Below are 26,998 nucleotides of genomic sequence, written 5' to 3'. Positions count from 1 at the left end.
CGAACGCTCATCGTGGCGCGGGCGGATACGAGCCCATCAGACGCCGGATAGATTTACGCAAGCCATCCATTTCATCTGATGAACAGTATTGCAGAAAACGGGGTGACCATAGATTTTGATCCTTCAAAAAGTTACCCGCCGTAAGGGCGGAAAGGTGAATAAGCGTCGACATCACAAATGAATGCGCACACAACTTCCAAAACCACCAAACAACAACAACAACAACAACAACAACAACAACAACAACAACAATCGCCAGGCATGGCCCCATCAGCGCTCCCGCGCCACCTGCCACAACCTCGCCAAATCCCCGGCCCGCGCCTTCAGCAACCCACCCGCCTCGGCACAAGCCCGCTCCAGGCTCATCGGCCCACTGGCCAAGGCAAAGGCCGCATCGATACCCTGCGCATACAACTGCTCATATCCAGCCCCCAGGGTCCCCGCCAACACCACCACCGGCACGCCATGACGCTTGGCCACCCGCGCCACCCCAAGCGGCGTCTTGCCACGCAGGGTCTGGGCATCGAAACGCCCTTCACCGGTAATCACCAGGTCCGCCCCCTGCACCAGCCCATCGAGCCCGGCCAGCTCGGCAACCACCTCGACGCCCGGGCGGAACTGCGCGCCCATGAACGCCTTGGCGGCAAACCCCATGCCCCCGGCCGCGCCGCTACCCGGCTCGTCACGCACATCCCTGCCGAGTAAACCCGCGCAATGATCGGCAAAATGCGCCAGGGCCCGGTCAAGGGCCTGCACCTGCTCAGGGTTGGCGCCCTTCTGCGGGCCGAAAATTGCCGAGGCGCCGTTGTCACCGCACAGCGGGTTGTCGACATCGGCGGCAACCTCCACCTGGACCTGCGCCAGGCGTGGGTCCAGGTCGCCGGCGTCGATGCGCGCCAATTGCGCCAGGGCCAGTCCGCCCTCGGCCAACGGCTCGCCCTGGGCATCCAGCAAGCGCAGGCCCAACGCCCGCAACATGCCGCTGCCACCGTCGTTGGTGGCGCTGCCGCCGATGGCCAGGACGATGCGCGAGGCACCGGCCGCCAACGCCGCCGCCACCAGTTCGCCGGTGCCCCAGGTGCTGCTGCGACAAGCGTCGCGCTGGCCGTTGGGCACCAGCTGGATGCCACTGGCCTGGGCCATCTCGATCACCGCCGTGCGGCTCTCGGCCAGCCAGCCCCAACCCGCCTCGACCGGCTCACCCAACGGGCCGCGCACCACCTGGCGGCGCAGTTCGCCATGGCTGGCAGCGACGATCGCCTCCATGGTGCCTTCGCCGCCATCGGCCATCGGGCATTCGATGCACTCGGCCGCCGGCCACACCTCGGCCAGGCCGGCGGCGATGGCGCGGGCGACACCGGCAGCATCGAGGCTGTCCTTGAACGAATCGGGGGCGATGACAATCTTCATGGGGATTCTCCTGTCCTGTTGTCGCGCATGCTGACAGGTGTACGCCACGCCAGCCTCGGTCGGATGCACAAAACGCAGGGGCGTTGATTGGGCGGATGCCTCTACAGCCCCTTTGCCGGCAACAACTGCAACCCCAAATACAGGCTCAGCATCCCCTCCATCCGCAACGGATCCACCTCCCCCAGCTCGGCGATCCGCTCCAGCCGATAACGCAGGCTGTTGCGATGGATCCCCAGCGCCTCGGCACAGGCTTGGCTCTGACCATCATGGGCGCACCAGGCGCGCAGGGTGAGCAGCAGCTGGCCGCTGGCATCCCTGGCGCGGATGCGCTGCAACGGTTCGAGCAGCTCATCCAGCGCATCATCGTTGCGATGCCGCCAGAGCAGCGCCGGCAGGCGGTAGCGCGCCAGGCTCAGCAGACGCTCATCGGGCAGCACTTCCCGGCCATAGGCCAGCAGGTCGCGCACCCGCCGGTAACCACGGCGCAATTGCTCCAGGCTCTGCGCCGGGCTGCCCAGTGCCAGGCGCTCGACGTCCCAGCCATGGCGCAGCAGGCGCTCGAACAGGCGCGGCTCATCCAGCACCACGCCCGCAGGGCGGCACCACAACAGCGACTGGCGCGCGGGGCTGACGCACCAGCTGTCCGGATAGCGGCTCATCAGCCAGGCCGACAGGGCCTCGGCTGGCGGCCCGGCGCGCAGCTCGAACAGGCAGGGAATCCGTGGCAGGTTGGGCTTGAGCCCCAGTTGCTGGGCCTCGTCGACCAGGCGCGGTGACTCACCGCTGCCGCCCAGCAGCAGCGCCAGCAGGTCGTCACAGCGCTGGCGGCGCCATTGCTGTTCCACCTGCAGGTGACGCTGGGCCAGCAGCATCTCGGCGGTCATGCGCACCAGTTCCCCGTAGGTGCGCAGTTGCTGCGGATCACCGGTCAGCCCCAGTACGCCGATCAGCCGGCCATCGAGCATCAGCGGCAGGTTGACGCCAGGCTGCACGCCCTTCAGGCACTTGGCCGCCTCCCCGTCCAGCTCGACGATGCGGCCGTTGGCCAGCACCAGCTGCGCGCCTTCGTGGCGGGTATTGATACGATCGGGCTCGCCACTGCCGAGGATCAGGCCCTGGCTGTCCATCACGTTGACGTTGCACGGCAGGATGGCCATCGCCCGGTTGACGATGTCCTGGGCCAGGTCGTGGTCCAGCTCGAACATGTAAGGGTCCTTGGGTCTAAGCCTAGGCTTTGGGACTTTGGTCGGCGGCACAGCAGCCTTTACCTGAAGCTGTGCAAAAGCACAAAGACAGCCGCGCTACACTCCCCGAGACTGCTCAAGGCGAGCGCCGGCACAGGCGACGCGGTGACAACCATAACAACAGAGAACCCGATCATGGCACACAGCCCCGCCCCTGACCAAGGCATCGAGATCACCCGCAACGCGCTGTACCGGCGCATCACCCTGCGGCTGATTCCGTTCATTTTCATCTGCTACCTGTTCAATTACCTGGACCGCGTCAACGTCGGCTTCGCCAAGCTGCAGATGCTCGACGCGCTGAAATTCAGCGAAACCGTGTACGGCCTCGGCGCCGGTATCTTCTTCATCGGCTACGTGCTCTGCGGCCTGCCCAGCAACCTGGCGCTCAACCGCTTCGGCCCGCGGCGCTGGATCGCGCTGATGATGATCGCCTGGGGCAGCCTGTCCACCTGCCTGCTGTTCGTCACCACCCCCACCGAGTTCTATGCCCTGCGCCTGCTCACCGGCGCCGCCGAGGCAGGCTTCTTCCCCGGCGTGGTGCTGTACCTCTCGCGCTGGTTCCCGGCGGACCGCCGCGGCCGCATCATGGCCCTGTTCATGTCAGCGATCCCGGTGTCCGGCCTGCTCGGCGGACCGTTCTCCGGCTGGATCCTCGAGCACTTCGCCGCCGGCCAGCATGGCCTGGCCGGCTGGCAGTGGATGTTCCTGATCCAGGGGCTGCCCACCGTGGTGCTCGGCGCGCTGGCCATCGTGCTGCTCAGCGACGGCTACCAGACCGCCAAGTGGCTGAGCCCGGCCGAGCGCCAGCTGATCGAGGCGGACCTCAAGGCCGACGCCGCCAGCAAGCCGGCCACCCGCGGTGACAGCGTGCTGTCGGTGCTGACCAACCCGCTGATCTGGACCTTCGGTTTCGTCTACTTCTGCATCCAGAGCGGCGTCTACGCCATCAACTTCTGGCTGCCGTCGATCATCAAGAACATGGGCTTCGACAACCCGCTGCTGATCGGCTGGCTGAGCGCCATCCCGTACCTGCTGGCCGGGGTGTTCATGATCCTGGTCGGTCGCTCGGCGGACCTGCGCAACGAGCGCCGCTGGCACCTTGTGGTGCCGATGCTGATGGGTGCCGTGGGCCTGCTGATCGCGGTGAACTTCGCCGGCAACCCGCCCATCGCCATCCTCGGCCTGTCCATCGCCACCATGGGCGCGCTGACCGGCCTGCCGATGTTCTGGCCGATGCCGACCGCGCTGCTGACCGCCGGCACCGCCGTGGCGGGCCTGGCGATCATCAACTCGGTGGGGCAGATGGCCGGTTTCCTCAGCCCTTACCTGGTGGGGTTCATCAAGGACCAGACCGGTTCGACCGATGCAGCGCTGTATGCGCTGGCGGGGTTGATCGTGGTTGGCAGCCTGGTGGCGTTGCGGGTATCGCGGGGTGGTAGTGCCGTGTTGGCTGGAGCCCGCTAGACAGCAGACAACCTCATCGCGGGGCAAGCCCGCTCCCACGCCCGTAGCCAGCAGCCGGCACAGGATCTGTGGGAGCGGGCTTGCCCCGCGATGGTCATTACGCTAGTTGCGAGGCTTCCACCCCGCCTCGTGCAACGCCGTCAACAGCAAATCCCCCTCCAGAGCCGGCACCACCACCCCGCCCTTGCCCTGCATCGTCCTCCCCGCCAGCAAGGCATTGACGATCGCCTCCTCCACCGCTTCCGCCGCCGCCATGAACAGCGCCGAGATATGGTCGTTGTTGAGCATGCGCACCGCCGTGCACTGCGCCAGTCCCTTGCGCGCATAGTCCGCCGCGGGCAGATCCTGGTTGCCGGTGGAAAACGCCAGGAAGATATCCCCACTGGAGTCCTCGGTACCGCCGCCGGTACGGGCGATGCCGATCGACGCCCGCTGCGCCAGGCGCTGGCACTGGTGCGGCAGCAAGGGGGCGTCGGTGGCGATCACCACCACGATCGAGCCCATGCCCGGGGTGCCCGTCTCGGCCTCGGCGAAGGGCGACGGCAGATGCCCCAGCTGGCGCCCGACCGGATACCCATCAACCCGCAGCTCGCGCCGCTGGCCATGGTTGGCCTGCACCAGGACACCGACGGTCCAGCCCCCCTGCCCGTCCTCCAGGCGCCGCGAGGCGGTGCCGATGCCACCCTTGAACTCGTGGCAGATCATCCCCGTGCCGCCACCCACCGGGCCTTCCTGTACCGGGCCTGACTCCGCGGCCTGCTGCGCCTGGCGCACCTGCGCCGGCGTCACGTGCTGGCCCCAGATGTCATTGAGCAGGCCATCGTAGGTTTCCATCACCACCGGCATGCACCAGTACACCGCGTCGTCCGGCAGACGCTCGCGCTCGGCGGCGATCAGCGCGTCGCGCACCACGCCGACACTGTGGGTGTTGGTGATGGCGATCGGCGTGGTCAACAGCCCGGCCTCGCGGATCCACTCCAGCCCCGTGGCGTCGCCGTTGCCGTTGAGCACATGGCAACCGGCGAAGCACGGCTGCTGCCGGGCCGCGCCCGCACGCGGCTCGATCAGGGTCACCCCGGTGCGGATCGGCGCCGGGCGTTGTTCATCGATCAGGGTGCTGTGGCCGACCCGTACTCCCGGTACGTCGGTGATGGCATTGAACGGGCCCGGGGTGCCGTGGCCGAGGGTGATGCCCAGTTGACGCGCACGCATGTGTACTCCTTGGTTGCTCATAATTTCTGGAAGGTCGGGCTGAGCCGGCCGTGGGTGCTGTACAGCGTCACCGACACGGCCAGCAGCCCGAGAATGATCGACAGGTCGCGCAGCGACGCTTCGCGTAGCAAGGTCACCAGCAGCCAGCCGGCGCCGCTGACCGCCAGCAGGGCCGGCAATGGCCACAGCGGCATGCGGTACGGGTGCTCGCGGTCGCGTCGCAGTACCCGGCTGCACAGCGCGCAGGCCGCCACCACCAGGTAGATCAGCAGCAACAGCAGCACGGTGAACGAAGTCAGTTGTTCCAGGCTGCCGGACAGGCTCAGCAACGCCGACGGCACGGCCAGGAACAGGGTCGCCAGCCACGGCGACTCCCAGCGTGGATGAATCAGCGTGAAGGCACGGTTGAGGGTGGGCGTCCAGATCGCATCGCGGCCGCTGCTGTACACCACCCGGCCGACCTGGATGACGATGGCGACGATGGCGTTGAACACCGAGAGGAAGATCCCGGCACTCACCAGCCGCGCCAGGGTCTGGTTACCGTGGGCGGTGAGCAGGTAGCCGATCGGGTCGCCGCTGGCCAGCATCGCCCGCAGCGACGGCGCGCCGATCAGCAGCGCCGCCAGCGGAATCACCTCGATCGCCACCACGACCACCAACGACCACAGCACCGCCCGGTGCACGGTACGGCCACGGTCCTTCATGTCCTCGGCCAGCAGCACCGCGCCACCGTAGCCGTTGAAGGCGAACAGGGCCATGCCCACCGCCCCCAGCACCAGCGCCCAGGGCGCGACGACCAGGCTGCCCTGCTCGAGCATCTGCGGGTGCAGCAGGCTCGCCACCGGCTGGCTGGCGTTGCCGAAACCCAGGGTCACGATCACCAGCAGCGCGGCGACTTCGCAGAACAGGAACAACCCGGTGATCCAGGCGTTCAGGCGAATATTGAGAATGCCCAGCGCATAGCTCGACACCACGATCACCAGGGCTACCGCCTGAGTGTCGAACGTGGTGCCCAGGGCGTTGTTCAGGTAGGTGGCGGCACCGGCGGCGAGCACCGGCGGGATGAACAGCATCGAGGCCAGCACGGTGAGGAAGGTGGCGTAGCCGGCCAGCCCGCCGAACACCCGCTTGGCGTACACGTATTCGCCACCGGCGGAGCTGTGGGCACGCCCCAGCTCGGCGTAGCACCAGGCGAACATCAGCGCCAGGACTGCGGCCATGATGAACGAGAGAAAGGCGCCGCTGCCGGCCTGCTGGATGGCGAACGGGGCGATGACGAACACGGAACTGGCCGGGGTCACCGCCGACACGGTGATGGCGACCACGTCGAACACCCCCAGCCGTTGCTGGAGTGCGCCCGTGGGCGCTGCGCTGGAGCTCATGGCGTTTTTCCTCTGGTTGTTATTGGTTGTGAGGGGAAAACCGGTCACGCGGCCGCTGGACCTGGGCTGGAATGTAGGCTGGCGCAGCGATTGGGCCAATTACCTAAAGGGGGTACGCCTCTTGACGGGGAGCGGGAAACCTCACAAGACTGCGCAATCGCAGGTCAAATCTTGTGGGAGCGGGCTGGCCCCGCGATGGCGTAGCGTCAGGCAACCCTGCAATATCGCGGGGCAAGCCCGCTCCCACGCCCCCTCATTCCAGTCAACTGACTCGTAACAGTCGCCAGCAATGGGGTCTCATGCACAACCTGTTCACCGAAGCCAGCACTCACGCAGGCCTCGCCCGCACCGTCGAGCAGATCGGTCAGCCACGCTTCTGGCGCCAGTTGATCCTGCTGTTGCAGCAGTGGCTGGCGTTCGACAATGCGCTGGCGATGTTCTACCCCCGCGCCGGCCTGCCCCGGGCGCTGGAGATCTTCGATGCCCGGGGTGAAGGCAACCCCGAAGCCATGGCCCTGTACCTGAGCGGCCTGTACCAGCTCGACCCGTTCTACCAGGCCTGCCAGGAGCGCATCGGCGACGGTCTGCACCGGCTCGAGGAAGTGGCACCAGACCAGTTCCGCCAGAGCGAGTACTACCTCAAGTACTTCCACGACCATGTGCTGGAAGACGAGGTGCAGTTCATCGTGCAGTTGGCTGACAGTGGCGCCCTGTCGCTGTCGCTGGGACGCCGCGAGCGGTTCGACAGCGCCAGCCATGGCTTGCTGGCGGTGGTGTGCCCGTGGGTGGTCGCGCTGATGGCCCAGCACTGGCTGCAGCAGAGCCTGCGCCCAGCGCCCGTGGCAGGCATGGCCCATCAGGTGCGCGATGCCATGAGCCTGTTCGGGGCCAAGGTATTGTCGGAGCGCGAGCTGGAGATCGCCCGGCTGATCCTGCGGGGGTATTCATCCAAGGCCATGGCAGAGCGCCTGGCCATCTCCCCGGAAACCATCAAGGTCCATCGCCGGCATCTCTACGCCAAGCTGGATATTTCGTCGCAACCGGAGTTGTTCTCGTTGTTCCTGCAATCGCTGGGGCATGATCCGCAGGATCCCTGAGCCCGCCACACAGCGTTTGCCAAGACACTCACGGACGCGCCGCGCCTGCCAGCCCCTGCCAGGCACGCAGCACCGCATAGCCACGCCAGGGCCGCCAATCCTGCGCAGCCTGTGTGGCGGCAATGGCGCTGTTGACGCCCAGGGCCTTCTGCAGCGCCACGTCACCCGCCGGAAACGCATCGGGCCAGCGCAACGCGCGCAAGGCGATGTACTGGGCCGTCCAGTCGCCGATGCCGGGCAAGGCACGCAACTGGGCGCAGGTGGCCGCGACATCGACGCCGGGGCTCAGCACCAGGCGCCCCTCCCCCACGGCCTCGGCCAGGGCCTTGAGCGCAGCCTGGCGCTGGCGCGTGATGCCCAGGCGGCCAAGGGCGTCACCGCTGGCCGCCGCCAGGCTGGCTGGCGTGGGAAACAGACGGTCCAGCGCTGCAACGGGGGTCTGGATGGGTTCGCCAAAGGTGCCGACCAGGCGCGCGCCCAGTGTGCGCGCTGCGGCCACGGTGATCTGCTGGCCAAGCACGGCACGCACCGCCAGCTCGAAACCGTCCAGCGTACCTGGCACACGCATGCCTTCACTCGCCGGGAACGTGGCCTGCAACACACTGTGGATCGCCAGCGGGTCGGCATCCAGGTCGAACGCGGCCCGCACGCGGTTGATCAGCGTGGGCAGCATGCCTGCCAGGCTGTCACTGATGGTCACCTGCGCCTGGGCACGCTGGTCGTCAAGGCTCACACTGAGCCAGCCGCTGCACGCCTGCTGGCCCTGCACAAGGCGCAGGGTGCGCATGTACTGCCGGCCCTCCACCCATTCCAGGCCCGGGATGGCGCGCAGGCGCAGGAAGCCCAGCATCGCCTCCACGTCATAGGGCGGGCGCCAGCCCAGGCGAATGCTCACCCCATGCCCATTGGCGGTCGAGCGGGCGCGGCGCAACGCGCTGGGGTTCAGGCCATAATGCTGGGAGAACGCATCGTTGAAGCGCCGCACGCTGCCAAAGCCGCTGGCCAACGCCACCTGGGTCATCGGCAGCTGCGTGTCGGCGATCAGTTGCTTGGCCGCCAGCAGCCGGCGTGTCTGCAGGTACTGCAGCGGCGAGACCCCGAAATGCGCCTCGAAGATGCGTCGCAGATGGCGGTCGCTCACCCCCAGGTGGCGGGCGATGTCGACCATCGTACGCACGCTCTGCGGCTCGTCCAGCATGCGCGCCGCCTGCACGGCCAGGATGCGCGAGGCATCCTCGGTACTCCACGCCACCGCACGCGGCGCGAGCTCAGGGCGACATCTCAGGCACGGCCTGAAGCCCGCCGCCTCGGCCTGGGCGGCATGCCGGTAGAAACGCAGGTTCTCGCGCCGTGGCGTCTTCACCCGGCACACCGGCCGGCAATAGATGCCGGTGCTGGTGACTGCGGCGAAGAAGGCGCCATCGAAGCGCGCGTCATGCGCTTTCAGGGCCAGGTAGCAGGCATCGCTTTCGGGGGAATCGATGAGGTTGGTCATGAGCGACATCCTATGCCCTGGATGCGCTTGCGGCTCGCCATTTTCGGACATATGGCTTGCAGTCCTGCACACAACAAAAAATCCGATGCCTTGCGGCATCGGATTCTCATCGATCGATCACCTCGGCAGGCCTCGACTGCCGGGCATCAGGCACGTCTGCCCGATGCAGGTTCGATCAGGCGCCGGTCGGTGCCTTGCGGGTGCGTGCGGGCGCCTTGGTGCCGTTGATCAGCGGCCCGTAGCGTCGGCTGAACTCCTGGTTGTAGGGCACGTGGTCCTTGTTGACCCCGTTGTCCCAGTTGACCGACCAGGTCATCAGGCCCTTGATCGACACACCCTTGGCGTACAGGCGCTTGAACGCGTTGGTCACCGCCGTCGGGTTGACCACATAGCCGGTGGCGGCGGCATCGACGTTGGCCGGCAGGCCGATGACGAACTTGTCGGCCGGGATCCGGGTGAAGCCGCGGGTGCCGCTGACCAGGCTTTCGGTCAGGTAGAAGAGGAAGTCCTCTTTGAGCGCATCGTTGTTCTGGGCGATCCAGGCGCCCCTGCCGTTGTTGGCCTCCTGCACCCACAGCCCGTCGCCACCCTGGTTGTAGAACTGCGGGGCGATGAAGTCGTAGTACCCCTCCAGTGCCTTGAGGTAGTCGACGTAGCGCCCGGCGCTGGTCAGGTAGGGGAACTCCGGTGCCATGCTGATGATGAAATGCTTGCCCTCGGCGGCATAGTGATCCTTAACCAGCTTCAGCGCGGCGGGCAGGACGGTCTTGTTGGCGGCGAAGTCGATCGCGCTCTGTTCAAGATCGATGTCCAGCCCGTCGAAACCGTAGGTTTCCACCAGGCGGATGATTTCATTGGCCAGCGGCTGTTCGTGGCCCGGGTTCAGCGCGATATGCGCATCGGCACCGCCCAGCGACATCAGCACCGCCCTGCCCTGGCTGTTGAGCACGCCGACCTGGCGGCGGAACTCGGCGTCGGACAGGTTGTACGGCTTGAAGGTAGGGATGCCGCTGCCCTTCATGAACGCCACGGCCACCACGTTGTAGTCGCGCGGCACCTCCTCCAGGCTCATGTTGGCGAACTGCCCGCGCTGGTAGCCGTCCGCAGGGCCCGCCGGCCAGTTGTGCCAGTAGCCCATGAGGATCTTCTTGCCCTCGAGGCTGGGCATGCGCGAGGCGGCGTCGTCGCGCGCGGCCTTCAGTTGGGTAAAGTCAATCTTTGACATGTTCCAATCCTTTAGAACGTGTGGAAGATTCGCGGACTTACTTGAAGTCGACGTCGAAGGCCTGGTAGAAGGCGTTGCCGGTGTTGGCGACGATCCACATCAGGACGATCACATGACGGCCCTTCTTGTTGGCCGGCAGCTTCACTTCGTGGTCTACCTTGGCCTTCAGCTCGCCGGCATGGCTGTAGTACGGCACCTGCGGGTAGAAGTCCTCGGCGAACGGCTTGTCCTCCAGCTGCGCACGGGTGATGCGCTGTTTCGGATCCCAGCCGTCCTTGGTGATCAGCCAGCGGTAGCCGCGGGTGGTGTGCGGCGCGGTGTAGCGCCAGGTCACCTTGAACAGCTGCCCGGGGTCGACGTTCACCAGCGGCCAGGTGAAGGCGCGGTTGAGCTTCTTGCTCATCTCCTCGTCGGTGAAGTTGACGCAGTCGCGGGCGTCGGTCTTGCCACCGCTGAGGATGTAGCCGTCGGCGGGCGGGGCGACGCTTGGGTTGTCCGACTGGAACGGTGCGGGGAACGGGCCGGCCGCCAGGGCCGGGAAGTTCTTGCCGCCTTCCATTTCGTCGACCTGCCAGCCGCTGAGCACGCCGAGGTCGATGGCGACGGCGCCGCGGGAAGCCGGGGAAGTGACGCGGCCATGGCGAAGTGGGTTCTGGTTTTGTGGTTGGTTCATGTTCATAGCTCCATTTGATTTGAGAACTCTCCCTTTCCGAAGGAGAGGCCTTCAAACTAACGGAGCTGGATTTATTGTCCACGGGGCGATTTTGCGCACTGAAGCCGACCGTTGGGAGAAACCCCAATGAATACTGGATATTCATACAGTATCGCTATGCTTCTCCTACCCATCATGGAGCAAATCACCTACATGCCCAGGCGGCGCATGGCTGCTCTAATGGAACAAAACATAATACGTTGATTTAGCTGGGACAGCGTGGGAGCGGGCTTGCCCCGCGATGCGGCGTTTGGCACCGGCTCCGCCGGTGATCGCGGGGCAAGCCCGCTCCCACGCTGGAACCCTGTTCCTCCGCGACAGCGCAGCTCGGAAGGGCTTTGTGATCTCCTACAAGGGATTGCGTATGGCCTGAGGAGACTGTCAGCCGACCAGATAGCGGCGCCGCTTCGACCGGTAGTTAGACGGATCCAGGTGCGCGGGCAACCATTGCCCGGCCTGCGGCTTGAGGTAGTTGCCAGTGCTCCCAGGCCGGGCCTGGTACTTCGCCGCCAGGTAGCGCGCGTAGTGGTGATCGAACAGGCGCATGAACTCGCCGAAGTAGATGTCCGCCACCCGGGTGTCGCCGTGGATCACCAGCATGTTCTCGTCGTTCTTCTCCTGGGAGGCGGCGCTGAAGTTCGCCGACCCGGTCACCACCGTGGGCTGCTCGCCCAACGGGTCGACCAGCAGATACTTGGTATGCACGAAGTCGTTGCTGTTGAGCGGGTTGTCACGCTCCTTGAGCGCGTTGGTCAGCGGGTTGTCCTCGCCCAGGTAGCTGCCGGCGGCGAAGATCACGTCACCGTCGGTGCCGATGTCCTCGGTCTTCCTGAGCGGGTCGTCCTTGATCACGTAGCGCAGCACATCGTTCTGCGCCTGGAGCACCTTCTGGAACTCCGGGGCGATCTCGAACGCAGCAGTGAAGCACACCAATTGCCGGGCATTGCCGGCCAGGTCTGCATACCACTGCAAGGTCTTCTGCGCCTGGGGCGTTTCCTTGCGCTCGCGGGGGCTGAACAGCGGGTAGGTGCCCGGCTGCAACGGCAAGGCGGGCAACGGGCTGGCCTGGGCGTTGGGCACTCGCAAGCTCGCCGGGGTCATGTTCTGTTGCAGCCGCGTCCAGTAGTCCAGGTATTGCCGCGCGATGATGGGGTCGTGGACAACATGGCCGACATTGGAGTGGCCGAAGATCCCGCCAGCCGAGATATTGGTCGAGCCGGTCCAGACGCTGACCGGCTGGCCGTCCTTGAGCAGCACGATGAACTTGTTGTGGCGGATGCCTTCGCTGACCGTGCGCGGATGCACCCAGGCCTGCAGGCCGGCCTGCTCGATGGTGGCCAGGTTGTTCGCCTTGTACTTGCTCTGGGCATCGAAGACGATCTGCACGTCGCCTTCACGGGCGGCCTCGCGCAGAGCCTGGGCAACCGGCAGGTACTGGAACTCATAGAACGCCGCGCGCAGGCCCATGCCTTTCGCGCCGCCTCGCCCGATGAAGTCGAGCAGGGCCTCGTACAGGCCCCGCGAAAGCCATTTCATCGGTTTGGAGGCCGGCGCATCCGGATCGGGAGCGACATTGTCGAACTCCCTGGCATAAGCCTGGGAGCCAATCACGCCGCGGTTGAAATGGATATCGTGCCCCAGGCCCTCGCCGCCCGGAGCAAGCGTCGGCTCACAGCGCACGCGCACCGAGACGCCCCGGGCTTCGTCGATGCTCAAGTTCCTGGGCTCGCCGAACACCGGCTGCACCGTGTAGGCGTACTCCCCTTCGGGCGCGACGGTGTAGTCGGCCCACAGGAAACTCTGGATCGGTTGCTCGCTGGTCGGCACCAGCGTGCCCGGTGGCAGTCCCTTGTCCTTGTCAGCGAAGCGCTTGAGGCCGCGCAGGTAGTATTGGGTTCGCAGCTTGCCGGCCGCGTCGAAGTACCGACGGTGCACGGCAAAGCCCAGCAGGTTCTGCTCGCCGACCAGTGTCTCGAGGCTCGGCGGCGTGACGAAGTCCCAGGCCAGGAACACGACATGGGTGCCGGCGATGGCGCGGATGCGCAGGTAGTCGCCAGTGGCGGAAGCTCGCATGGGTGCACTCCTTGCAGGCCGGTTACTGGAACGGCGTCCTGACCTTGATCTGCTGGTTGTCGGGGGTCCCGCCGCTCGGGCACGGAATCGGGGCAAGCTGCTTGTCCAGGCACACCCAGAGCTCCTTCAGGCGGTTGCCCGAACCCACCGAGACCCGCAGGCTCTGTGCCGGCAATGCAGGGTTGCGGGCCAGGAAGGCCTGCTTGATGTCGCTGACCTTGGCGTTCACCAGTTGATTGGGGCCAGGATCGCTACCGAGCATGGCTTGCGTGTCGGGACGGCGCAGCGTGTCGTACACCCGCTGGATATCGGCGAAGTAGCGGTCGGCGGACGACCAGCCACAGGTGCCGTGAGCCTGCCATTCGTTCTGCATCAGGTCCGGCCCCGGCATCATGCACAAGTGCTGCCTGACCAGTGGCGCCGGCAGCGAGCCGACGCTCTGGCAGTTGCGAGGATGGTCCTGGTTGGACTTGGCATAGCGGTTCTGCGGCCACAGGCCATGCACCACCCACTCGAAACGGTTGCCGGAGAAGCACTGGAAGGCATGCTTGTCCCGTTGCGCCTTGGGCTTGTTGCGCTGGGCCTCGCAGTGCTCCGGCGACCAGGACAGCACCAGCGCCAGGTAGTCGGTGGGCAAGTCCTTGTTGACGTAGTCCACCGGGCGCACCGGCGCGGGCTCGACGACGTCGGGCAACGCGCAGATTTCCTCGGCGAAGATCGGCGAGGCGGCGGCCAGCCAGCCCCAAAGCAGTGTTCTAGCCCAGGCGCAATGCCGTGGTGATCCTTGCATGATGACCTCCTTGTCGGGTTCGACAGGCTCCGTGCCTGCCCTTCGTGCAAACCCGTCAGGTGATGGTGTAGCGCGAATATGACGATTCGTCAGTGGCGCTTTGTTGTATCGTTCTCTCCTGCCGTACCACCAGGCGCCAATGAAGCGAAAAACATGAACCGTCGTAAAAAGATCAACCAGCTGTTGAAAGCCCACGCCAAGAAGGCCAGCGCCAAACTGGCGCCGAAAAACCGCAATACCTACATCTGCAAGGCCGACCGACTGAAGCTGGCGGCCGAGGCCAGCCAGCAGGCCGAACCGACCACGGCGGACAGCGCCTCCCCCGCACAGCCCTGAGCCTGACAATGACAACACCTGCCGAGATAGCGAGCGATGCGATGGACCTGAAATTCAGCCACGTGGACGTGCTGGTCGCCGATCTGCAGGCCGCTTGTACCTACTACGCCCAGGTGCTGGGCGCCGAGATCTCGCGCACGCTCGTCTGGGAACGCGGCGGCCTGCATGTGCACTACGCCATCGCCCGGGTCGGTCAGGAACGCTTCATGCTGGTGCAGCCGCTGGCGGGCAACCTCAAGGACCTGCTCGACAGCCACGGCGAAGGGATGATCTACCGCCATTGCTATTCCACCCCGGACATCGAACAGGCCTATGACCAACTGACGGCCAACGGCATCCAGCCCGAGGACGAGAACGGCAAGCCGCTGGCGCGCGAGCACCTGCAGTCGCCTGCCGGTGCCCGCATCATCTGGCTGCCAAAGCGTTTCGGGCATTTCTCGATCGAGATCATCGAGGCACAGGCGCTCGAAGCCTTCATCGAGGAGGCATTCCTCCCGCAGGCCTGAGTCAGAACGTGTACTGCACCCCGACGGTCGAGGTGACCGGCGTATCCTGGCGGATGATCGGGCTGTGGCGAACCTGATCGGTGTAGTGCATCACATTCACGCTGGCGATGGTCGACCAGTGCGGGTCAAACCGGTGCATCCACGACAGCTCGCCCGAGTAGGCATAGATGCCCTGGTCGGCCTTGAATCGATCGAAATCGGTGTTGGCGCTTTGCTGGGCGGTGACGCCGAAGTAGGTCTGGTTGTACCTGGCCTGCCCCGCATGGGCGTTGACGCCCAGGGTCACCGTGTCGGCGTCGTTGTGGTGCAGCGTGCTCAGCAGGCCGAACTGATAGCGGTTGCCGCGTTTGTAGCCACCGGTACGCAGCTCGGCATCGGCGGTGATCGCCAGCCAGGGCAGGACCTGCTGGGCCAGGTTGATGTCGACCACCGTCGCACCGCCTACCTCGCCCATGCCTTTTAAATAATCCGAGCCATTGCGGTACTTGCTGTCACCGTCGGCACGGCCGAAGTCGTAGCCAAGCGAGAGGCTGGCACTGAAGCCGCTGTCGAACTGGTGCTGAACGCCCACGCCCTTGAGGCTGTCGGCGAAGAAGATGCCGCGCTGGAGGGTCACCGATGGCAACAGGTGGCCCTGGCTGCCCTTCGCGCCCATGTAGCGCGGCGCGGCATGCAGGGCGAAGCCGGCGGTGACCTGGGTCTCATCGCCCCAGATGATGTCCGGCGCAGTCTTTTCCTGGGCACTGGCCTGGCTGCAGGCAAGCGCCGCGTTGAGGGCAAGCGAAGTGCCCAGTATCTTCCTGATGGACGTTGATTCGAACATGATCATGACTCGCTGGATAAGGGTTTCGACACCACGGGAAACGCACCGGCATTGCCCGGTGCATTTCAACGGGGGCGAACTTTAGCGAGGCTCTGTCAACGTTCCTTCCAGCGATTGTCAAGGTCGTGTGAAGATCGCCAGATTTTCTGGGCGGACCTCAGCTGTCCTTGCCCAGCACATAGCGGTCGAACTGCTGGATATGTTCATCGAGGTTGTCCTCGAGCATCATCCGGTACTGCTCGCAGAAGTACTTCAGAAGCTCCTCCCGCGCGGCGGCCATCTCCTGTGCCGACTTGAAGCTGCGCGCCGTCATCCAGGCATTGAAGCGACTGGCGGCGAAGGTCATCGAAGCGCTGACCTTGCCGAGGTCCTCGAGCTTTTCGATCTGCTGGTTGGCCAGTTCGATATGCGCGTCGGCGCGGTCGTAGAAGGCCTGGTCGGTGGCTTGTGCCATGGCGGTATACCTATTGGAGACGTTTGCTTCAGGCTGTCTTGGCCTGAACAGTGAACAGGCTGGCCCCCAGCGTCATGAACGACACGCCGAACAGGCGGTTCATCAGGCGCGCGCGGTTCGGTGCGGCCAGCTGGCGTTTCAAGGCCTGGGCCAGGGTGACATAGAAGGCATGGGAGAGCATCGAGCACAGGGCGAAGGTGACCACCAACAGACCGAGCTGGCCGTCGGCGCCGTGGCCGGTGCGCATGAACTGCGGCAGGAAGGCGGCGAAGAACAGGATCGCCTTCGGATTGGTCAGCGCCACCGTCACGCCGTTGAGCAGCAGCCGGCGATTGCTGGCGATGGCCTTGGTCGGCTGCTCCAGCTGGTCAAAGGCGCTGGTGCGACGCTTCCACTGCTTGATGCCCAGGTAGATCAGGTAGCTCGCGCCAAGCACCTTGAGCAGCAGGAAGGCCGTGGCCGAGGTTTGCAGCAGCATCCCGAGGCCGGCACTGGTGGCGGTGGACACCACCAGCAGGCCGAAGGCGTTGCCGAGCGAACCGAGCATTGCCCGCCTCGGCCCGTGGGACAACGAGTTGGACAGGGCCATGATGACCCCTGGGCCTGGCGACAGGGTCACCAGCATCGAGACGACGACAAAACCGAACCAATCGTGAAGCGACATCCTTGTACATCCCCGGACCGATAAAGTGAGGCGGCGACTGTAACAGAATGCTGCTCTGGTCCAAATCCCTGACTGTGGGGGCCGGTTTACCCGCGAACACCGGCGAAGCCGGTACCACGCACCACGTTGCCTGCTTCGCGGCGGTTCGGCGCCCCGATAGACCCGCCCCCACAAAGGTCTCCTGCCCTCAGGCCGAACGCAGGTTCAATGGGTTCGGTTCAACCGGCTGGCGCGCAGCGTGGCCACAGGCGACGAAATCCTCCTTGCGCAGCACCACCAGCGCCACCAGCGACGCCACACCGGTGCCCACGTAGAAGTACCACGGCGCAGTGATATCCCCGGTCACCTTGATCAGCCAGGTGGAGATCAGCGGCGCGCTGCCGCCGAACACCGCCACCGGGATGTTATAGGCCATGGCGATGCCGGTGGAGCGGATCCGCGTCGGCAGCAGTTCGCTCATCAACGCGTAGGTCGACGAAGCATACAGCCCGAACAGGATCGCCACCGCCATCAGCGGCCAGAACAGGGTGGCCGGGGTAGCGCCGGGCGCGGTCTTGAAGAACCAGTACATGGCCAGGGTCGCCAGGGTGCCGATCACCATCAGGAACGGCTTGCGCCCGTAGCGGTCGGTGAAGGCGCCACCGAATGGCATCACCAGCGCCGCCGACAGGCTGGCGACGAACACGTAGAGCAAGGTGGTGCCGCTGTCGAACTTCAGCGTGTTGGACATGTAGGTCGAGGCGAAGGTCAGCACCAGGTAGAAGATCGAGCTGTGCAGGGTAATGATGAAAAACACCAGGGCGATCGCGCGCTTCCACTGCCATACCTCGCGCAGCGGCGCCTTGGAGGTCTGCCCGGCTTCCACCAGGGCGAGGAACTCGGGGCTGTCCTCGAGCTTGAGGCGAATGTACAGCGAGATGAAGCCCAAGGGACCGGCGATCAGGAACGGAATCCGCCAGCCCCAGTCCTGCATCAGCTCGGCGCCCAGCGCCCAGGTCATGCCATTGGCCACGGCGCCGCCCAGCAGCAGGCCCAGCACCGCGGTGACCATCAGCCAGCAGGTGGCGAAGCCGCGTCGACCGGGCCCGGCGTATTCGGAGATGAAGCTGGTGATGGTGCCGATCTCACCGCCGGCAGAGAAGCCCTGCACGCAGCGGATCAGCACCAGGATCACCGGCGCGGCGATGCCGATACTGGCGTAGGTCGGCAGCAGGCCGAGCAGGAAGGTAGAACCGGCCATCATCACCAGCACCGTGATCAGTGTGCGGCGGCGGCCGATCTTGTCCGCCAGCGGGCCGAAGAACAACCCGCCCAGCGGGCGGATGAAGAAGCTCAGGGCGAAGGCCGCGAAGCTCGCCAGCAGGCTGCTGGTGGGGTCGTCGGAAACGAAGAAGGCCTTGCCGATGTACAAGGCCAGGAAGCCGTAGACGCCGTAGTCGTACCACTCGATCAAGTGGCCGGTGGTGGCGCCGATAAAGGCGCGGCGCCGCTGGCGCTGGGTGTTGCCGGGTGACATGCCCATGTCGGGAACTCCTGTCGTGGTGCTTTCCATGAAAGATGCGGGTCAGTGGCTAATGCCAGTCAGTTAAGGCAATTGGGGTCGCTGCGCGACCCTTCGCGGGTAAACCCGCTCCCACAGGTACAGCGCTCGATTCAGCGTTTGCGCGATCCTGTGGGAGCGGGTTTACCCGCGAAGGGCTGCAAAGCAGCCCCAATAAGTGCGATGAAGCGCTAACTGACTGGCATTAGGGTCAGTGGCTGGCGAACGCCCCGTCGGGGTTCTGCAGCCACTGGCGCAGCTGGGTCTTGAGAATCTTGCCGTAGCTGTTCTTCGGCAGCTCGGCGCAGAACAGGTATTTCTTCGGTTTCTTGAACGAGGCCATGCGCGCCAGGAACCATTGGTTGAGCGCCTGGGCATCGAGGCTGCCCGGCGTGCGCGGCACGACGAAGGCCACCACCGACTCGCCCCATTCGGCGTCAGCCTCCCCCACCACGCAGGCCTCGAACACGTCGGGGTGCTGGATCAGCACTTCCTCGACTTCGCGCGGGTAGATGTTGCTGCCGCCGGAGATGATCACGTCCTTGCTGCGGTCGGTCAGGGTCAGGTAGCCGCGCTCGTCGAGCAATCCGATGTCGCCGGTGCGCAGCCAGCCGTCCACCAGGGTCGCCTGGGTGGCCTGCGGATTGTCCCAGTAACCCTGCATCACCACCGGCCCGCGCACGCTGATCTCGCCGGGTTCGCCGGGCGCCAGCGGCTGGCCCGCGCCGTCCACCACGCGGACCTCGACACAGGCCTGGGCCCGCCCCACCGAGGCGGCCATGGCGGGCCAGTCGGGGTGCTCACGGTCGGCGATGGCCTCACGCGACAGCGCGCTGATGGTCATCGGGCATTCGCCCTGGCCGTAGATCTGCACCAGGCGCGGGCCGAAGGTGTCCAGGGCCTCGCTGAGGTCCGCCAGGTACATCGGGCCGCCGCCGTAGACGATGGTCTTGATGCCCGCGCCGTCATAACCCTGCTGGCGGGCCTGCTCGACCATGCGCTTGACCATGGTCGGCGCGGCGAACAGGCTGACCTGGCTCAGGGCCTGCGCCAGGCCGAACAGCTCGGCGGCCTGGAAGCCCCGAGACTGCGGCACCACATGCCGGGCGCCGCAGCGCACGTGGACGAAGTTGTACAGCCCGGCGCCATGGGACATCGGCGCGGCATAGACCACGGCATCGGCCGCAGTCACCGGGTCGACGTCCAGCGGGTAGCACAGCGACATGGCGACCAGGTTGCCATGGGACAGCATCACGCCCTTCGAACGGCCCGTGGTGCCAGAGGTATAGAACAGCCAGGCCAGGTCGCTGTCCTGGCGCGGATGCGGCTGCGCCAGTTCATCGCGGCCCGACGGGTCAGGCGCGACCAGGGCAGGCGCGGCCAGCTCACGGCAGCCGACTGGCAGGGTCGCGCTGTCGAAGACCGCGCCCTCGTCGGTATAGATCAGGCGCGCCCCGGCATTGCCGACGATCCAGGCCGCTTCCAGGGCGTGCAGCTTGCTGTTGATCGGCACCGCCACCGCCCCGCTCCACCAGATGGCGTAGAGCAGTTCAAGGTAGGCGCAGCTGTTCTTCATCAGCAACGCCACCCGGTCACCCGGTTCGATGCCATGCGTGTGACGCAACGCCAGCGCCCGTGCCCGTACCTGGGTGGCAAACATCCGGTAATCGGCAACCTGACGCTCCCCGTCGAACAGCGCCGGGCGCTCGGGCCAGCGCTGGGCCGCATCCTGCAGCCAATGCGCGATGTTCATCCTCAGACCCTGACCGCTTGCAGCACGCTGGCATAGTTGGCGACCGCCATGCCGCCCATGTTGAACAGCAGGCCGAACTCGGCGTTGGGCACGCCCAGGCCGATGGGTTTGCCGGTCAGCTGGGCGAAGCCCAGGGCATGCATTGACACCCCGGTGGCGCCCACCGGATGGCCCTTGGCCTTGAGCCCGCCGGACAGGTTCACCGGCAAGCGCCCGCCCTGGCGCACGATGCCGTCATCCAGCGCCCGGTGCCCCTCGCCCCTTGGCGCCAGGCCCATGGCCTCGTAGATCAGCAGTTCGGCAATGGTGAAGCAGTCGTGCACCTCGGCGAAGCTCAGGTCGTTCAGGGTCACCCCCGCCTCGCGCAACGCCCCGTGGATGGCCCGTTGCGGCCCCTCGAAGGCGAGGATGTCGCGGCGCGACAGCGGCAGGAAGTCGTTGACCTGGACCATCGAGCGGATCGCCACCTGGCGGCGCATCGAGCGGGCGCGCTTGGGCGAGGCCAGCACGATCGCCGCTGCGCCATCGCTGATCAGCGAGCAGTCGGTCAGGCGCAGGGGCGCGGCGATCAGCGGGTTGCCCGGCGACACCTGGTTGCAGTGTTCGAAGTCCATCACCCGGTGCATCTGCGCCAGCGGGTTGGCCATGGCGTTGGCGTGGTTCTTCACGGCGATGGCCGCCATCGACGCCAGCGGGCTGTGGTAGCGCTCGGTGTACTGCTGCGCCACCTGGCCGAACAGCTGGGCGAAGCTCAGCCCGGCCTCCGCCAGGGCATTCTGGTAGCCGGCGCCGGCCAGCGCCCGGGTGACCTCGACCGTGCTGTTGCCGGTCATCTTCTCCGCGCCGACCACCAGCACCAGCTCGGCGGCGCCACTGCGGATCGCGTTGATCCCGGCCTGGATCGCCGCCGAGCCCGAGGCGCAGGCGTTTTCGCAGCGGGTGGCGGGCTTGAAGCGCAGTTGCGGGTCGGCCTGCAGCATCAACGAAGCCGGGAAGCCGTCGGCCACCAGGCCCGAGTTGAAGTGACCGAGGAACAGCGCGTCGATCTCGGCGGCGTCGATGGCCGCGTCCTGCAGGGCATCGCGGGTAACCTGGACGATCAGGTCCTCGAGGTTCAGGCCATCCAGGCGGCCGAAGCGACTGTGCGCGGCGGCAACGATGGCGATGGAATCGTGGAGCATGGTGATTTTCTTCTGTCCTTGAAGCGGGTATTGCATACAATGTGGCAGTATCCAAATCCCACGCTAGTTGGGGCAACTACGTACGCAAGTAAGTAGTGAGCCATACGGGACGTGACCCCCAAGGCAGGAAGCCTGATGACCGTACCTACCCACGCCTCCCCGGACCTGGAACGCCTGGCATTCCAGGTTTCACCCGCGCCACAGCTGATCACCGGCCACCGGCGCATGCTCGACTGCAACGAGGCCTTCGCCCGGCTGTTCGGCTATACCCGCGAAGAACTGCGCGGGCACCTGACCTTGCTGCTCTACCCGTCCCACGCCGACTACCAGAGCATCGGCGAACGCAGCGAGCACTGGCTGCGCAACGGGCTGGGCGCCTTCTACTCCGACGAACGCTTCATGCAGCACCGCAACGGCGAAGTGTTCTGGGCCAGGGCCCAGGGCTTCACGCTGACGGCGGAGGATCCGTTCAAGCTGATGATCTGGCATTTCGAACGGCTCGACCGGCAGCCGGCGCCGACGGTGCAACTGACGCCGCGGGAGCGGGAGATTTCCTTGCATATCGTCAATGGGCTGACCTGCAAGGAGGTGGCCCGAAAGCTGGGGATCTCGCATCGGACGGTGGAGGTGCATCGGGCAAGGTTGATGAAGAAGTTGCAAGCGAAGAACAGTGCGGAGTTGGTTTCGAAAATTATTTTCATCAGTTGAATGAAGGATCGGGAACCCGCTGGCCCACTGGGGCTGCGTTGCAGCCTTTTCCGGCCGGTCCGGCGCCCCGGCAAGACCGCTCTTACAGACGATCGCGGCCCCTGTAGGAGCGGCCTTGTGTCGCGAAAGGACCGCAGAGCGGTCCCGACATTGCCATGCCGAACAAAGCCCTTGGAACCACCCCAGCCCTTGCAATCCCACCACCACACCAAGACAATGCGAGCAATTACCATTTACATCATGGACCTCGCTCTATGTCGACGCTCGACCGCTCGGCGCTGCACCAGCTGTACAGCGAAAACAACGGCTGGTTGAAAAGCTGGTTGCGCGCGCGCCTGGGCAATACCGCCGATGCGTCCGACCTGGCCCACGACACCTTCCTGCGGGTCATGACCGCCCGCAACCAGGCGCCCATCCGCGAGCCACGCAGCTACCTCAGCGCCATCGCCCGTGCGCTGCTGATCGACAAGGTTCGCCGCCGCGCCATCGAGCAGGCCTACTTGCAAGCCCTGGCCCTGCGGCCCGAGCCGGTCGACGTGTCGCCGGAGATTCGCCTGTCGATCATCGAGATGCTGGTATCGGTCGATGCAATGCTCGACGAGCTCGGCCCAAGGACCCGGGACATTTTCCTCGCGGTGCAACTGGAAGGGCTGACCTATGCGGCGGTCGCCGAACGCTTCGACGTCTCGATCACCACGGTGAAGAACCACCTGATCCGGGCCATGACCCGCTGCCTGCTGGTGGTCGAGAGCTGAGGGCCGGGCTGTGGATATGAAGACGCTCGAAGCAGCCGCGACCTGGTACGTGCAGCTCAATGACGGTGATGCCGACGCTGCACGGACCCAGGCCTGGCAGGCGTGGCTGGCCGCAAGCCCCGCGCATGCCGAAGCCTGGGCGCGGGTGGAGAAGCTCCAGCGGCAATGGGCAATGGTGCCGAGCCAGGCCGCGCTGTCGGGCTTGGGCGCGGCCCAGGCGCAGCGCCGCGAGGTGCTGAAGGTGCTGGGCATGCTACTGGCCGTCGGCGGCGGCACCTGGCTGGCCAGCGAGCAGCTGCCCTACCGCGCCCTGCTCGCCCAGCAGCGCACCGGCAGCGGCGAGCGGCGCTCGCTGCGCCTGGAGGACGGCTCGCAGCTGGAACTGAACGTCGACACCGCGCTGGATGTGCGTTTCGATGCGCAGGTACGAGCGATCCAGCTGTACCGCGGCGAGATCCTGGTCAGCACCGCCAGCGACCCCGCCCGGCGCCCGTTCATCGTGCACACCGACAACGGCAGCGTGCGGGCACTGGGTACGCGGTTCAGTGTGCGGCAGCTAGCCGAGCAGACACGGGTCGGCGTGTTGCAGTCGGCCGTCGAGATTCGCCCCCAACACCACCTCGACCAGGTGCTGCGCCTGGACGCCGGACAACAGGCCGACTTCGACCGCGAGACGTTGGCTCGCGCCCAGCCCCTGCCCGCCGACTCGACGGCCTGGGTCCAGGGCATGCTCAGCGTCAACGACTGGCGCCTGGGCGACTTCATCGACGAGCTGGGCCGCTACCGCGCCGGCGTGCTGCGCTGCGCCCCGGCCATTCGCGGCATGAGCATTTCCGGCTCGTTCCGTATCGACGACACCGATATCGCCCTGGCGAACCTGCCCAAATCCCTGCCGGTGAAGGTGCGCTACCAGAGCCGCTACTGGGTCAGCGTGGAGCCTGCCTGAACCCTTAGCGAAAAAAGTTCTCCGCAATCTTGCTGATTTCGATTCTCGTCCGTCCATGACACAAGCCGCGACGACAGCGACTTTCCGCCATGACACGCAAGGATCACCCAATGCCCGCTCCCCACCCCACCGCCCGCCTGCGCCTGGCCATCCGCCGGTTCGCCTTCGGCCTGTCCCTCGCCTCCGTGCCCTGCGCGTTGTTCGCGCCGGCCCATGCCATGGCCAGCAGCCAGAACACCTACCATATCGCCGCCGGCCCCCTGGGCAACGCCATTACCCAGTTCGGTGTGCAAGCGGGAGTGACCATCTCGTTCGACACCGAGCAGACCCGCCACCTCAGCACCGCCGGGCTCGACGGCAGCTACAGCGTCGAGGAAGGCCTGCTGCGCCTGCTCGCCAGCAGCGGGCTGCAAGCCCAGCGCCAGGGCAACGGCGGCTATGTGCTGGTCCCGGCCGACAACGGCGCGGCGATGGAACTGGGGCCGTTGACCATCGACGCCAATCGCCTCGATGCCACCAGCGAGGGTACCCAGTCCTACGCCGCGCGTGCGGTGACCATCGGCAAAGGCGTGCACAGCCTCAAGGAAACGCCGCAGTCGGTCACGGTGATGACCCGCAAGATGCTCGACGACCAGAACCTCAACACCCTGGAACAGGTGCTGGACAAGACCCCCGGCATCACCGTCTACGACTCGCCCATGGGCGGCAAGTACTTCTACTCCCGTGGCTTCAACCTCGACGGCCAGTACCAGTACGACGGCGTGCCGCTGGATGTGGGTGGCAACTATGTGCAGGCCAACAGCTTCTCCAGCGACATGGCCTTCTACGACCGCGTCGAGATCCTCAAAGGCGCGGCCGGCATGATGAAGGGCTCAGGCTCGTCCGCCGGCGGCGTCAACTTCGTGCGCAAGCGCGGGCAGGACAAGGCCCATACCACGCTGACCCTGTCCGCAGGCACCTGGGACAACTACCGTGGCCAGGTGGACGTGGGCGGCCCGCTCAACGAGTCGGGCACCGTGCGCGGCCGCGCCGTGGCCACCCTGCAGGATCGTCAGTATTTCTACGACAACGCCAAGCGCCAGGACCAGGTGCTGTACAGCGCCCTGGACTGGGACGTGACACCCGACACCACTCTGGGCGTGGGCCTTGCCTATGAAGACGTCGACGCCTCGCCCTGCTACCACGGCCTGCCCCGCTACGCCGACGGCAGCGACCTGAAGCTGTCGCGCTCCACCTGCCTTGGCGCCAGCTGGAACGACCAGCAAAGCCAGCGCACCACCGGCTTCGCCGACCTCAAGCATCGCTTCAACGACGACTGGACGCTGAACTTCGCCTCGGTCTACACCCACAACAATCAGAACATCGAGTACGGCTATGCCGAGGGCGCGGTGCCGGTGGGCGCCGGCAGCGCCGGGATCCGCCGCTATGCCGGGCGGTTCGACTACGACCAGGACGACTACGGCTTCGATAGCTACCTCGACGGCAAGTTCGAGGCGTTCGGCCTCGAGCACGAGCTGATTGTCGGCGCCAACGCCAGCCGCCAGCAGACCCACGACTACTTCGCGCTGATGGGGCTGAGCGGTACCCAGAATCCATTCGATCCGTCGCCAGCCTTCCCCCACCCGTCCAAGGACGCGTTCCTGACCGCCCCCAGCCGCGGCGGTAGCGTACCCACCGACTCCACCACCACCCAGTACGGCACCTACGCCACCCTGCGCCTGAAGCTGGCCGAGCCATTGACCCTGGTGCTCGGTACGCGGGTGAGCTGGTACCGCAACAAGAGCGACTCCTACACCCAGGCCTGGGACTACTGGGTCCACAACCGCAGCCAGGAAAACGGCCAGGTCACGCCCTTCGCCGCCGTGCTCTACGACCTCAACGATGAGTGGACCGCCTACGCCAGCTACGCCGACATCTTCCAGCCGCAGAGCAACCTGGTGAATGCCCAGGGCCAAGCCTTGCAACCCAAGACCGGCGCCAACTACGAGCTGGGTATCAAGGGTGAGCTGTTCGGCGGCGCGCTGAACACCGCCTTCAACCTGTTCCGCACGGTCGAGGAGCACCGCGCCGAAACCGACTTCGCCGACACCTGCCTGGGCTCGGGCGACCAGTACTGCTACACCGACAGCGGCAAGGTCCGTGCCCAGGGCTTCGAGGCCGAGGTCAGCGGCTCGCCCATCGAACGCCTGCAGTTGCTGGCGGGCTATACCTACACCCAGACCAAGTACCTGAACACCATCAACCAGACCGACCCGACCGAGCTGACCTTCACCTCCAGCTTCATCCCGCGGCACATGCTCAAGGTCTGGGGCGACTACCAGCTGGACGGCGCGCTCGAGCGCTGGACGGTCGGCGCCGGGGTTTCCAGCCAGAGCGACAACTTCCGCCGCCAGGGCAACCTGAGCATCGAGCAGGCGGGCTACACCCTGTGGAGCGGCCGTGTGCAGTACCGCCTCGACGAGCACTGGAGCCTGGCGTTGAATGGCAACAACCTACTGGACAAGCGTTATTACTCGACCGTGGGGGCTACCGGCTGGGGTAACTACTATGGAGAGCCGCGCAACTTCATGGTGACGCTCAAAGGGAGTTTCTGATGGGGGCAGGGTCGGCGCAGTAAGGGCCAGGCCTTTCCAGGTGTTCGCCGCGAAGGTTTCTGCGCCTGTAAGATCGAGCGTCGCCCGCGTGGCGCATCGCGGCACAAGGCCGCTCATACATCTCATGGTTGCCCGCCCTGGTGCATGTCTTGAGACAGGTGAAGCGGCAGTGGTGGCCACGCTGAAACCGTGTCGGGCCAACAAGGCGGACCAGGTAATGGCACAGGACTGACTGGCCCGAAACAGATGTGGGAGCGGCCTTGTGCCGCGATGCGCCGCGCGGGCGGCGCTCGATCTCATAGGCGCTGCAAAGGTTGCGGCGGACACCTGGAGGCCCTCACTCGGTCAACAGCCCTTGCCCCCAAAGACCTGAGAGGGCTGCCCGTAAGCACGCCAACGTTTCATCACCCGCGCTCTGCTCACGGCTTGAGGAAAGCCTCAACAGCGCTGACGAACCGCTCCGGCTGATCAACCGCCATCCATTCGGGTGAAATAAACCCTACTGTAGGTGCCGCCTAAGAAACCGAGCGCGGCCTGCGTGACGTTCGACTTTCCTGCCGCCACCAGAAATTTTTAACCGCTCGCTTCGGTGCCTCAACAGATAGCTATCAATTTTACTAGTATTTATTTTCAG

24 protein-coding genes are annotated in these 26,998 nt (G+C 65.7%); 8 read left to right on the top strand and 16 right to left on the bottom strand.

From position 1 onward, the window contains the following. Window positions 1-7: 7 nt before the first annotated feature. The 3 genes from K2O50_RS11250 to K2O50_RS11240 form a co-directional block, all read right to left on the bottom strand. Entirely contained in the window at window positions 8-271 is a 264-nt protein-coding gene (locus K2O50_RS11250; RefSeq protein WP_220690014.1) for a hypothetical protein, read from the bottom strand. After that, window positions 271-1,410: a glycerate kinase gene (locus K2O50_RS11245; RefSeq protein WP_050705637.1), complete on the bottom strand. Its 1,140-nt coding sequence runs from the start codon at window positions 1,408-1,410 to the stop codon at window positions 271-273. The genes K2O50_RS11250 and K2O50_RS11245 overlap by 1 nt, the downstream gene beginning before the upstream one ends. 101 nt (window positions 1,411-1,511) lie before the next feature. Further along, window positions 1,512-2,615 carry a sugar diacid recognition domain-containing protein gene (locus K2O50_RS11240; RefSeq protein WP_050705636.1) on the bottom strand — a complete coding sequence of 368 codons (1,104 nt, stop codon included), beginning with the start codon at window positions 2,613-2,615 and terminating at the stop codon, window positions 1,512-1,514. Between the two features lie 174 nt (window positions 2,616-2,789). On the opposite strand from K2O50_RS11240, the gene K2O50_RS11235 reads away from it, so the two are divergent. Further along, entirely contained in the window at window positions 2,790-4,118 is a 1,329-nt protein-coding gene (locus K2O50_RS11235; protein WP_050705635.1) for an MFS transporter, read from the top strand. Window positions 4,119-4,220: 102 nt separating this feature from the next. Here the strand turns inward: K2O50_RS11235 and K2O50_RS11230 are convergent, their stop codons facing one another. Together K2O50_RS11230 and K2O50_RS11225 are read right to left on the bottom strand one after the other, a co-directional pair. Next, window positions 4,221-5,330 (bottom strand): P1 family peptidase, encoded by a 1,110-nt coding sequence (locus tag K2O50_RS11230; protein WP_220690013.1) that lies wholly within the window; start codon window positions 5,328-5,330, stop codon window positions 4,221-4,223. Window positions 5,331-5,347: 17 nt separating this feature from the next. Beyond that, complete coding sequence (locus tag K2O50_RS11225) at window positions 5,348-6,712, bottom strand: APC family permease (RefSeq protein WP_220690012.1); 1,365 nt, start codon at window positions 6,710-6,712, stop codon at window positions 5,348-5,350. A gap of 299 nt (window positions 6,713-7,011) precedes the next feature. Here K2O50_RS11225 and K2O50_RS11220 point away from each other — a divergent pair, with 299 nt between their 5' ends. Beyond that, entirely contained in the window at window positions 7,012-7,809 is a 798-nt protein-coding gene (locus K2O50_RS11220; RefSeq protein WP_050706032.1) for a helix-turn-helix transcriptional regulator, read from the top strand. 28 nt (window positions 7,810-7,837) lie between these two features. Here the strand turns inward: K2O50_RS11220 and K2O50_RS11215 are convergent, their stop codons facing one another. From K2O50_RS11215 to K2O50_RS11195, 5 genes are all read right to left on the bottom strand, one after another. After that, complete coding sequence (locus K2O50_RS11215; RefSeq protein ID WP_050706033.1) at window positions 7,838-9,304, bottom strand: DNA-3-methyladenine glycosylase 2 family protein; 1,467 nt, start codon at window positions 9,302-9,304, stop codon at window positions 7,838-7,840. A 175-nt stretch (window positions 9,305-9,479) separates the two neighbouring features. Continuing rightward, window positions 9,480-10,529: a chitinase gene (locus tag K2O50_RS11210; protein WP_050706034.1), complete on the bottom strand. Its 1,050-nt coding sequence runs from the start codon at window positions 10,527-10,529 to the stop codon at window positions 9,480-9,482. A 37-nt stretch (window positions 10,530-10,566) separates the two neighbouring features. Further along, a complete protein-coding gene (locus tag K2O50_RS11205; RefSeq protein WP_028689290.1) occupies window positions 10,567-11,202 on the bottom strand; it encodes a lytic polysaccharide monooxygenase auxiliary activity family 9 protein in 636 nt (211 codons plus the stop codon). A gap of 420 nt (window positions 11,203-11,622) precedes the next feature. Then, the gene (locus K2O50_RS11200; protein WP_050706035.1) at window positions 11,623-13,314 is read right to left on the bottom strand and encodes a phospholipase D-like domain-containing protein; all 1,692 of its coding nucleotides are present in this window, start codon (window positions 13,312-13,314) and stop codon (window positions 11,623-11,625) included. A gap of 22 nt (window positions 13,315-13,336) precedes the next feature. After that, window positions 13,337-14,104, bottom strand: coding sequence for a ribonuclease T2 family protein (locus tag K2O50_RS11195; protein WP_050706036.1), 768 nt, complete (start codon window positions 14,102-14,104; stop codon window positions 13,337-13,339). A gap of 153 nt (window positions 14,105-14,257) precedes the next feature. On the opposite strand from K2O50_RS11195, the gene K2O50_RS11190 reads away from it, so the two are divergent. Further along, window positions 14,258-14,440, top strand: a complete 183-nt coding sequence (locus K2O50_RS11190) for a DUF2986 domain-containing protein (protein WP_050706037.1) — start codon at window positions 14,258-14,260, stop codon at window positions 14,438-14,440. Between the two features lie 41 nt (window positions 14,441-14,481). Beyond that, complete coding sequence (locus K2O50_RS11185) at window positions 14,482-14,946, top strand: VOC family protein (protein ID WP_050706038.1); 465 nt, start codon at window positions 14,482-14,484, stop codon at window positions 14,944-14,946. Between the two features lies 1 nt (window position 14,947). Here the strand turns inward: K2O50_RS11185 and K2O50_RS11180 are convergent, their stop codons facing one another. The 6 genes from K2O50_RS11180 to K2O50_RS11155 form a co-directional block, all read right to left on the bottom strand. Then, window positions 14,948-15,769 (bottom strand): MipA/OmpV family protein, encoded by an 822-nt coding sequence (locus tag K2O50_RS11180; RefSeq protein WP_050706186.1) that lies wholly within the window; start codon window positions 15,767-15,769, stop codon window positions 14,948-14,950. Between the two features lie 157 nt (window positions 15,770-15,926). Further along, complete coding sequence (locus K2O50_RS11175) at window positions 15,927-16,223, bottom strand: DUF3144 domain-containing protein (protein WP_050706039.1); 297 nt, start codon at window positions 16,221-16,223, stop codon at window positions 15,927-15,929. Between the two features lie 28 nt (window positions 16,224-16,251). After that, window positions 16,252-16,887, bottom strand: a complete 636-nt coding sequence (locus K2O50_RS11170) for a LysE family translocator (RefSeq protein ID WP_050706040.1) — start codon at window positions 16,885-16,887, stop codon at window positions 16,252-16,254. A 187-nt stretch (window positions 16,888-17,074) separates the two neighbouring features. After that, window positions 17,075-18,409: an MFS transporter gene (locus K2O50_RS11165; RefSeq protein ID WP_050706041.1), complete on the bottom strand. Its 1,335-nt coding sequence runs from the start codon at window positions 18,407-18,409 to the stop codon at window positions 17,075-17,077. A 229-nt stretch (window positions 18,410-18,638) separates the two neighbouring features. Continuing rightward, a complete protein-coding gene (locus K2O50_RS11160; RefSeq protein ID WP_050706042.1) occupies window positions 18,639-20,180 on the bottom strand; it encodes a class I adenylate-forming enzyme family protein in 1,542 nt (513 codons plus the stop codon). Window positions 20,181-20,182: 2 nt separating this feature from the next. After that, complete coding sequence (locus tag K2O50_RS11155; protein WP_050706043.1) at window positions 20,183-21,361, bottom strand: acetyl-CoA acetyltransferase; 1,179 nt, start codon at window positions 21,359-21,361, stop codon at window positions 20,183-20,185. 135 nt (window positions 21,362-21,496) lie between these two features. Here K2O50_RS11155 and K2O50_RS11150 point away from each other — a divergent pair, with 135 nt between their 5' ends. The 4 genes from K2O50_RS11150 to K2O50_RS11135 all read left to right on the top strand — a co-directional run bounded on the left by K2O50_RS11150 (window position 21,497) and on the right by K2O50_RS11135 (window position 26,364). Continuing rightward, window positions 21,497-22,069, top strand: a complete 573-nt coding sequence (locus K2O50_RS11150; protein WP_050706044.1) for a LuxR C-terminal-related transcriptional regulator — start codon at window positions 21,497-21,499, stop codon at window positions 22,067-22,069. A gap of 254 nt (window positions 22,070-22,323) precedes the next feature. Next, window positions 22,324-22,824, top strand: a complete 501-nt coding sequence (locus tag K2O50_RS11145) for a sigma-70 family RNA polymerase sigma factor (RefSeq protein ID WP_050706045.1) — start codon at window positions 22,324-22,326, stop codon at window positions 22,822-22,824. A gap of 10 nt (window positions 22,825-22,834) precedes the next feature. Next, a complete protein-coding gene (locus tag K2O50_RS11140) occupies window positions 22,835-23,770 on the top strand; it encodes a FecR domain-containing protein (protein WP_050706046.1) in 936 nt (311 codons plus the stop codon). 110 nt (window positions 23,771-23,880) lie between these two features. Next, window positions 23,881-26,364 carry a TonB-dependent receptor gene (locus tag K2O50_RS11135; RefSeq protein WP_050706047.1) on the top strand — a complete coding sequence of 828 codons (2,484 nt, stop codon included), beginning with the start codon at window positions 23,881-23,883 and terminating at the stop codon, window positions 26,362-26,364. The last annotated feature ends 634 nt before the right edge of the window (window positions 26,365-26,998 follow it).

Origin of the sequence: Pseudomonas sp. 2hn (assembly GCF_019646095.1) — a bacterium.
GTDB classification, from domain to species: Bacteria; Pseudomonadota; Gammaproteobacteria; order Pseudomonadales; family Pseudomonadaceae; genus Aquipseudomonas; species Aquipseudomonas peradeniyensis.
The sequence above is the reverse complement of the archived record's forward strand: the minus strand, read 5'-3'. Positions and strand labels throughout refer to the sequence as shown.

What these genes read in the sequence shown, in the direction of transcription:
- K2O50_RS11250 (WP_220690014.1), bottom strand. Translation starts at nt 271, where the DNA reads ATGGGGCCATGCCTGGCGATTGTTGTTGTTGTTGTTGTTGTTGTTGTT.
- K2O50_RS11245 (WP_050705637.1), bottom strand. Translation starts at nt 1,410, where the DNA reads ATGAAGATTGTCATCGCCCCCGATTCGTTCAAGGACAGCCTCGATGCT.
- K2O50_RS11240 (WP_050705636.1), bottom strand. Translation starts at nt 2,615, where the DNA reads ATGTTCGAGCTGGACCACGACCTGGCCCAGGACATCGTCAACCGGGCG.
- K2O50_RS11235 (WP_050705635.1), top strand. Translation starts at nt 2,790, where the DNA reads ATGGCACACAGCCCCGCCCCTGACCAAGGCATCGAGATCACCCGCAAC.
- K2O50_RS11230 (WP_220690013.1), bottom strand. Translation starts at nt 5,330, where the DNA reads ATGCGTGCGCGTCAACTGGGCATCACCCTCGGCCACGGCACCCCGGGC.
- K2O50_RS11225 (WP_220690012.1), bottom strand. Translation starts at nt 6,712, where the DNA reads ATGAGCTCCAGCGCAGCGCCCACGGGCGCACTCCAGCAACGGCTGGGG.
- K2O50_RS11220 (WP_050706032.1), top strand. Translation starts at nt 7,012, where the DNA reads ATGCACAACCTGTTCACCGAAGCCAGCACTCACGCAGGCCTCGCCCGC.
- K2O50_RS11215 (WP_050706033.1), bottom strand. Translation starts at nt 9,304, where the DNA reads ATGACCAACCTCATCGATTCCCCCGAAAGCGATGCCTGCTACCTGGCC.
- K2O50_RS11210 (WP_050706034.1), bottom strand. Translation starts at nt 10,529, where the DNA reads ATGTCAAAGATTGACTTTACCCAACTGAAGGCCGCGCGCGACGACGCC.
- K2O50_RS11205 (WP_028689290.1), bottom strand. Translation starts at nt 11,202, where the DNA reads ATGAACCAACCACAAAACCAGAACCCACTTCGCCATGGCCGCGTCACT.
- K2O50_RS11200 (WP_050706035.1), bottom strand. Translation starts at nt 13,314, where the DNA reads ATGCGAGCTTCCGCCACTGGCGACTACCTGCGCATCCGCGCCATCGCC.
- K2O50_RS11195 (WP_050706036.1), bottom strand. Translation starts at nt 14,104, where the DNA reads ATGCAAGGATCACCACGGCATTGCGCCTGGGCTAGAACACTGCTTTGG.
- K2O50_RS11190 (WP_050706037.1), top strand. Translation starts at nt 14,258, where the DNA reads ATGAACCGTCGTAAAAAGATCAACCAGCTGTTGAAAGCCCACGCCAAG.
- K2O50_RS11185 (WP_050706038.1), top strand. Translation starts at nt 14,482, where the DNA reads ATGGACCTGAAATTCAGCCACGTGGACGTGCTGGTCGCCGATCTGCAG.
- K2O50_RS11180 (WP_050706186.1), bottom strand. Translation starts at nt 15,769, where the DNA reads ATGTTCGAATCAACGTCCATCAGGAAGATACTGGGCACTTCGCTTGCC.
- K2O50_RS11175 (WP_050706039.1), bottom strand. Translation starts at nt 16,223, where the DNA reads ATGGCACAAGCCACCGACCAGGCCTTCTACGACCGCGCCGACGCGCAT.
- K2O50_RS11170 (WP_050706040.1), bottom strand. Translation starts at nt 16,887, where the DNA reads ATGTCGCTTCACGATTGGTTCGGTTTTGTCGTCGTCTCGATGCTGGTG.
- K2O50_RS11165 (WP_050706041.1), bottom strand. Translation starts at nt 18,409, where the DNA reads ATGGGCATGTCACCCGGCAACACCCAGCGCCAGCGGCGCCGCGCCTTT.
- K2O50_RS11160 (WP_050706042.1), bottom strand. Translation starts at nt 20,180, where the DNA reads ATGAACATCGCGCATTGGCTGCAGGATGCGGCCCAGCGCTGGCCCGAG.
- K2O50_RS11155 (WP_050706043.1), bottom strand. Translation starts at nt 21,361, where the DNA reads ATGCTCCACGATTCCATCGCCATCGTTGCCGCCGCGCACAGTCGCTTC.
- K2O50_RS11150 (WP_050706044.1), top strand. Translation starts at nt 21,497, where the DNA reads ATGACCGTACCTACCCACGCCTCCCCGGACCTGGAACGCCTGGCATTC.
- K2O50_RS11145 (WP_050706045.1), top strand. Translation starts at nt 22,324, where the DNA reads ATGTCGACGCTCGACCGCTCGGCGCTGCACCAGCTGTACAGCGAAAAC.
- K2O50_RS11135 (WP_050706047.1), top strand. Translation starts at nt 23,881, where the DNA reads ATGCCCGCTCCCCACCCCACCGCCCGCCTGCGCCTGGCCATCCGCCGG.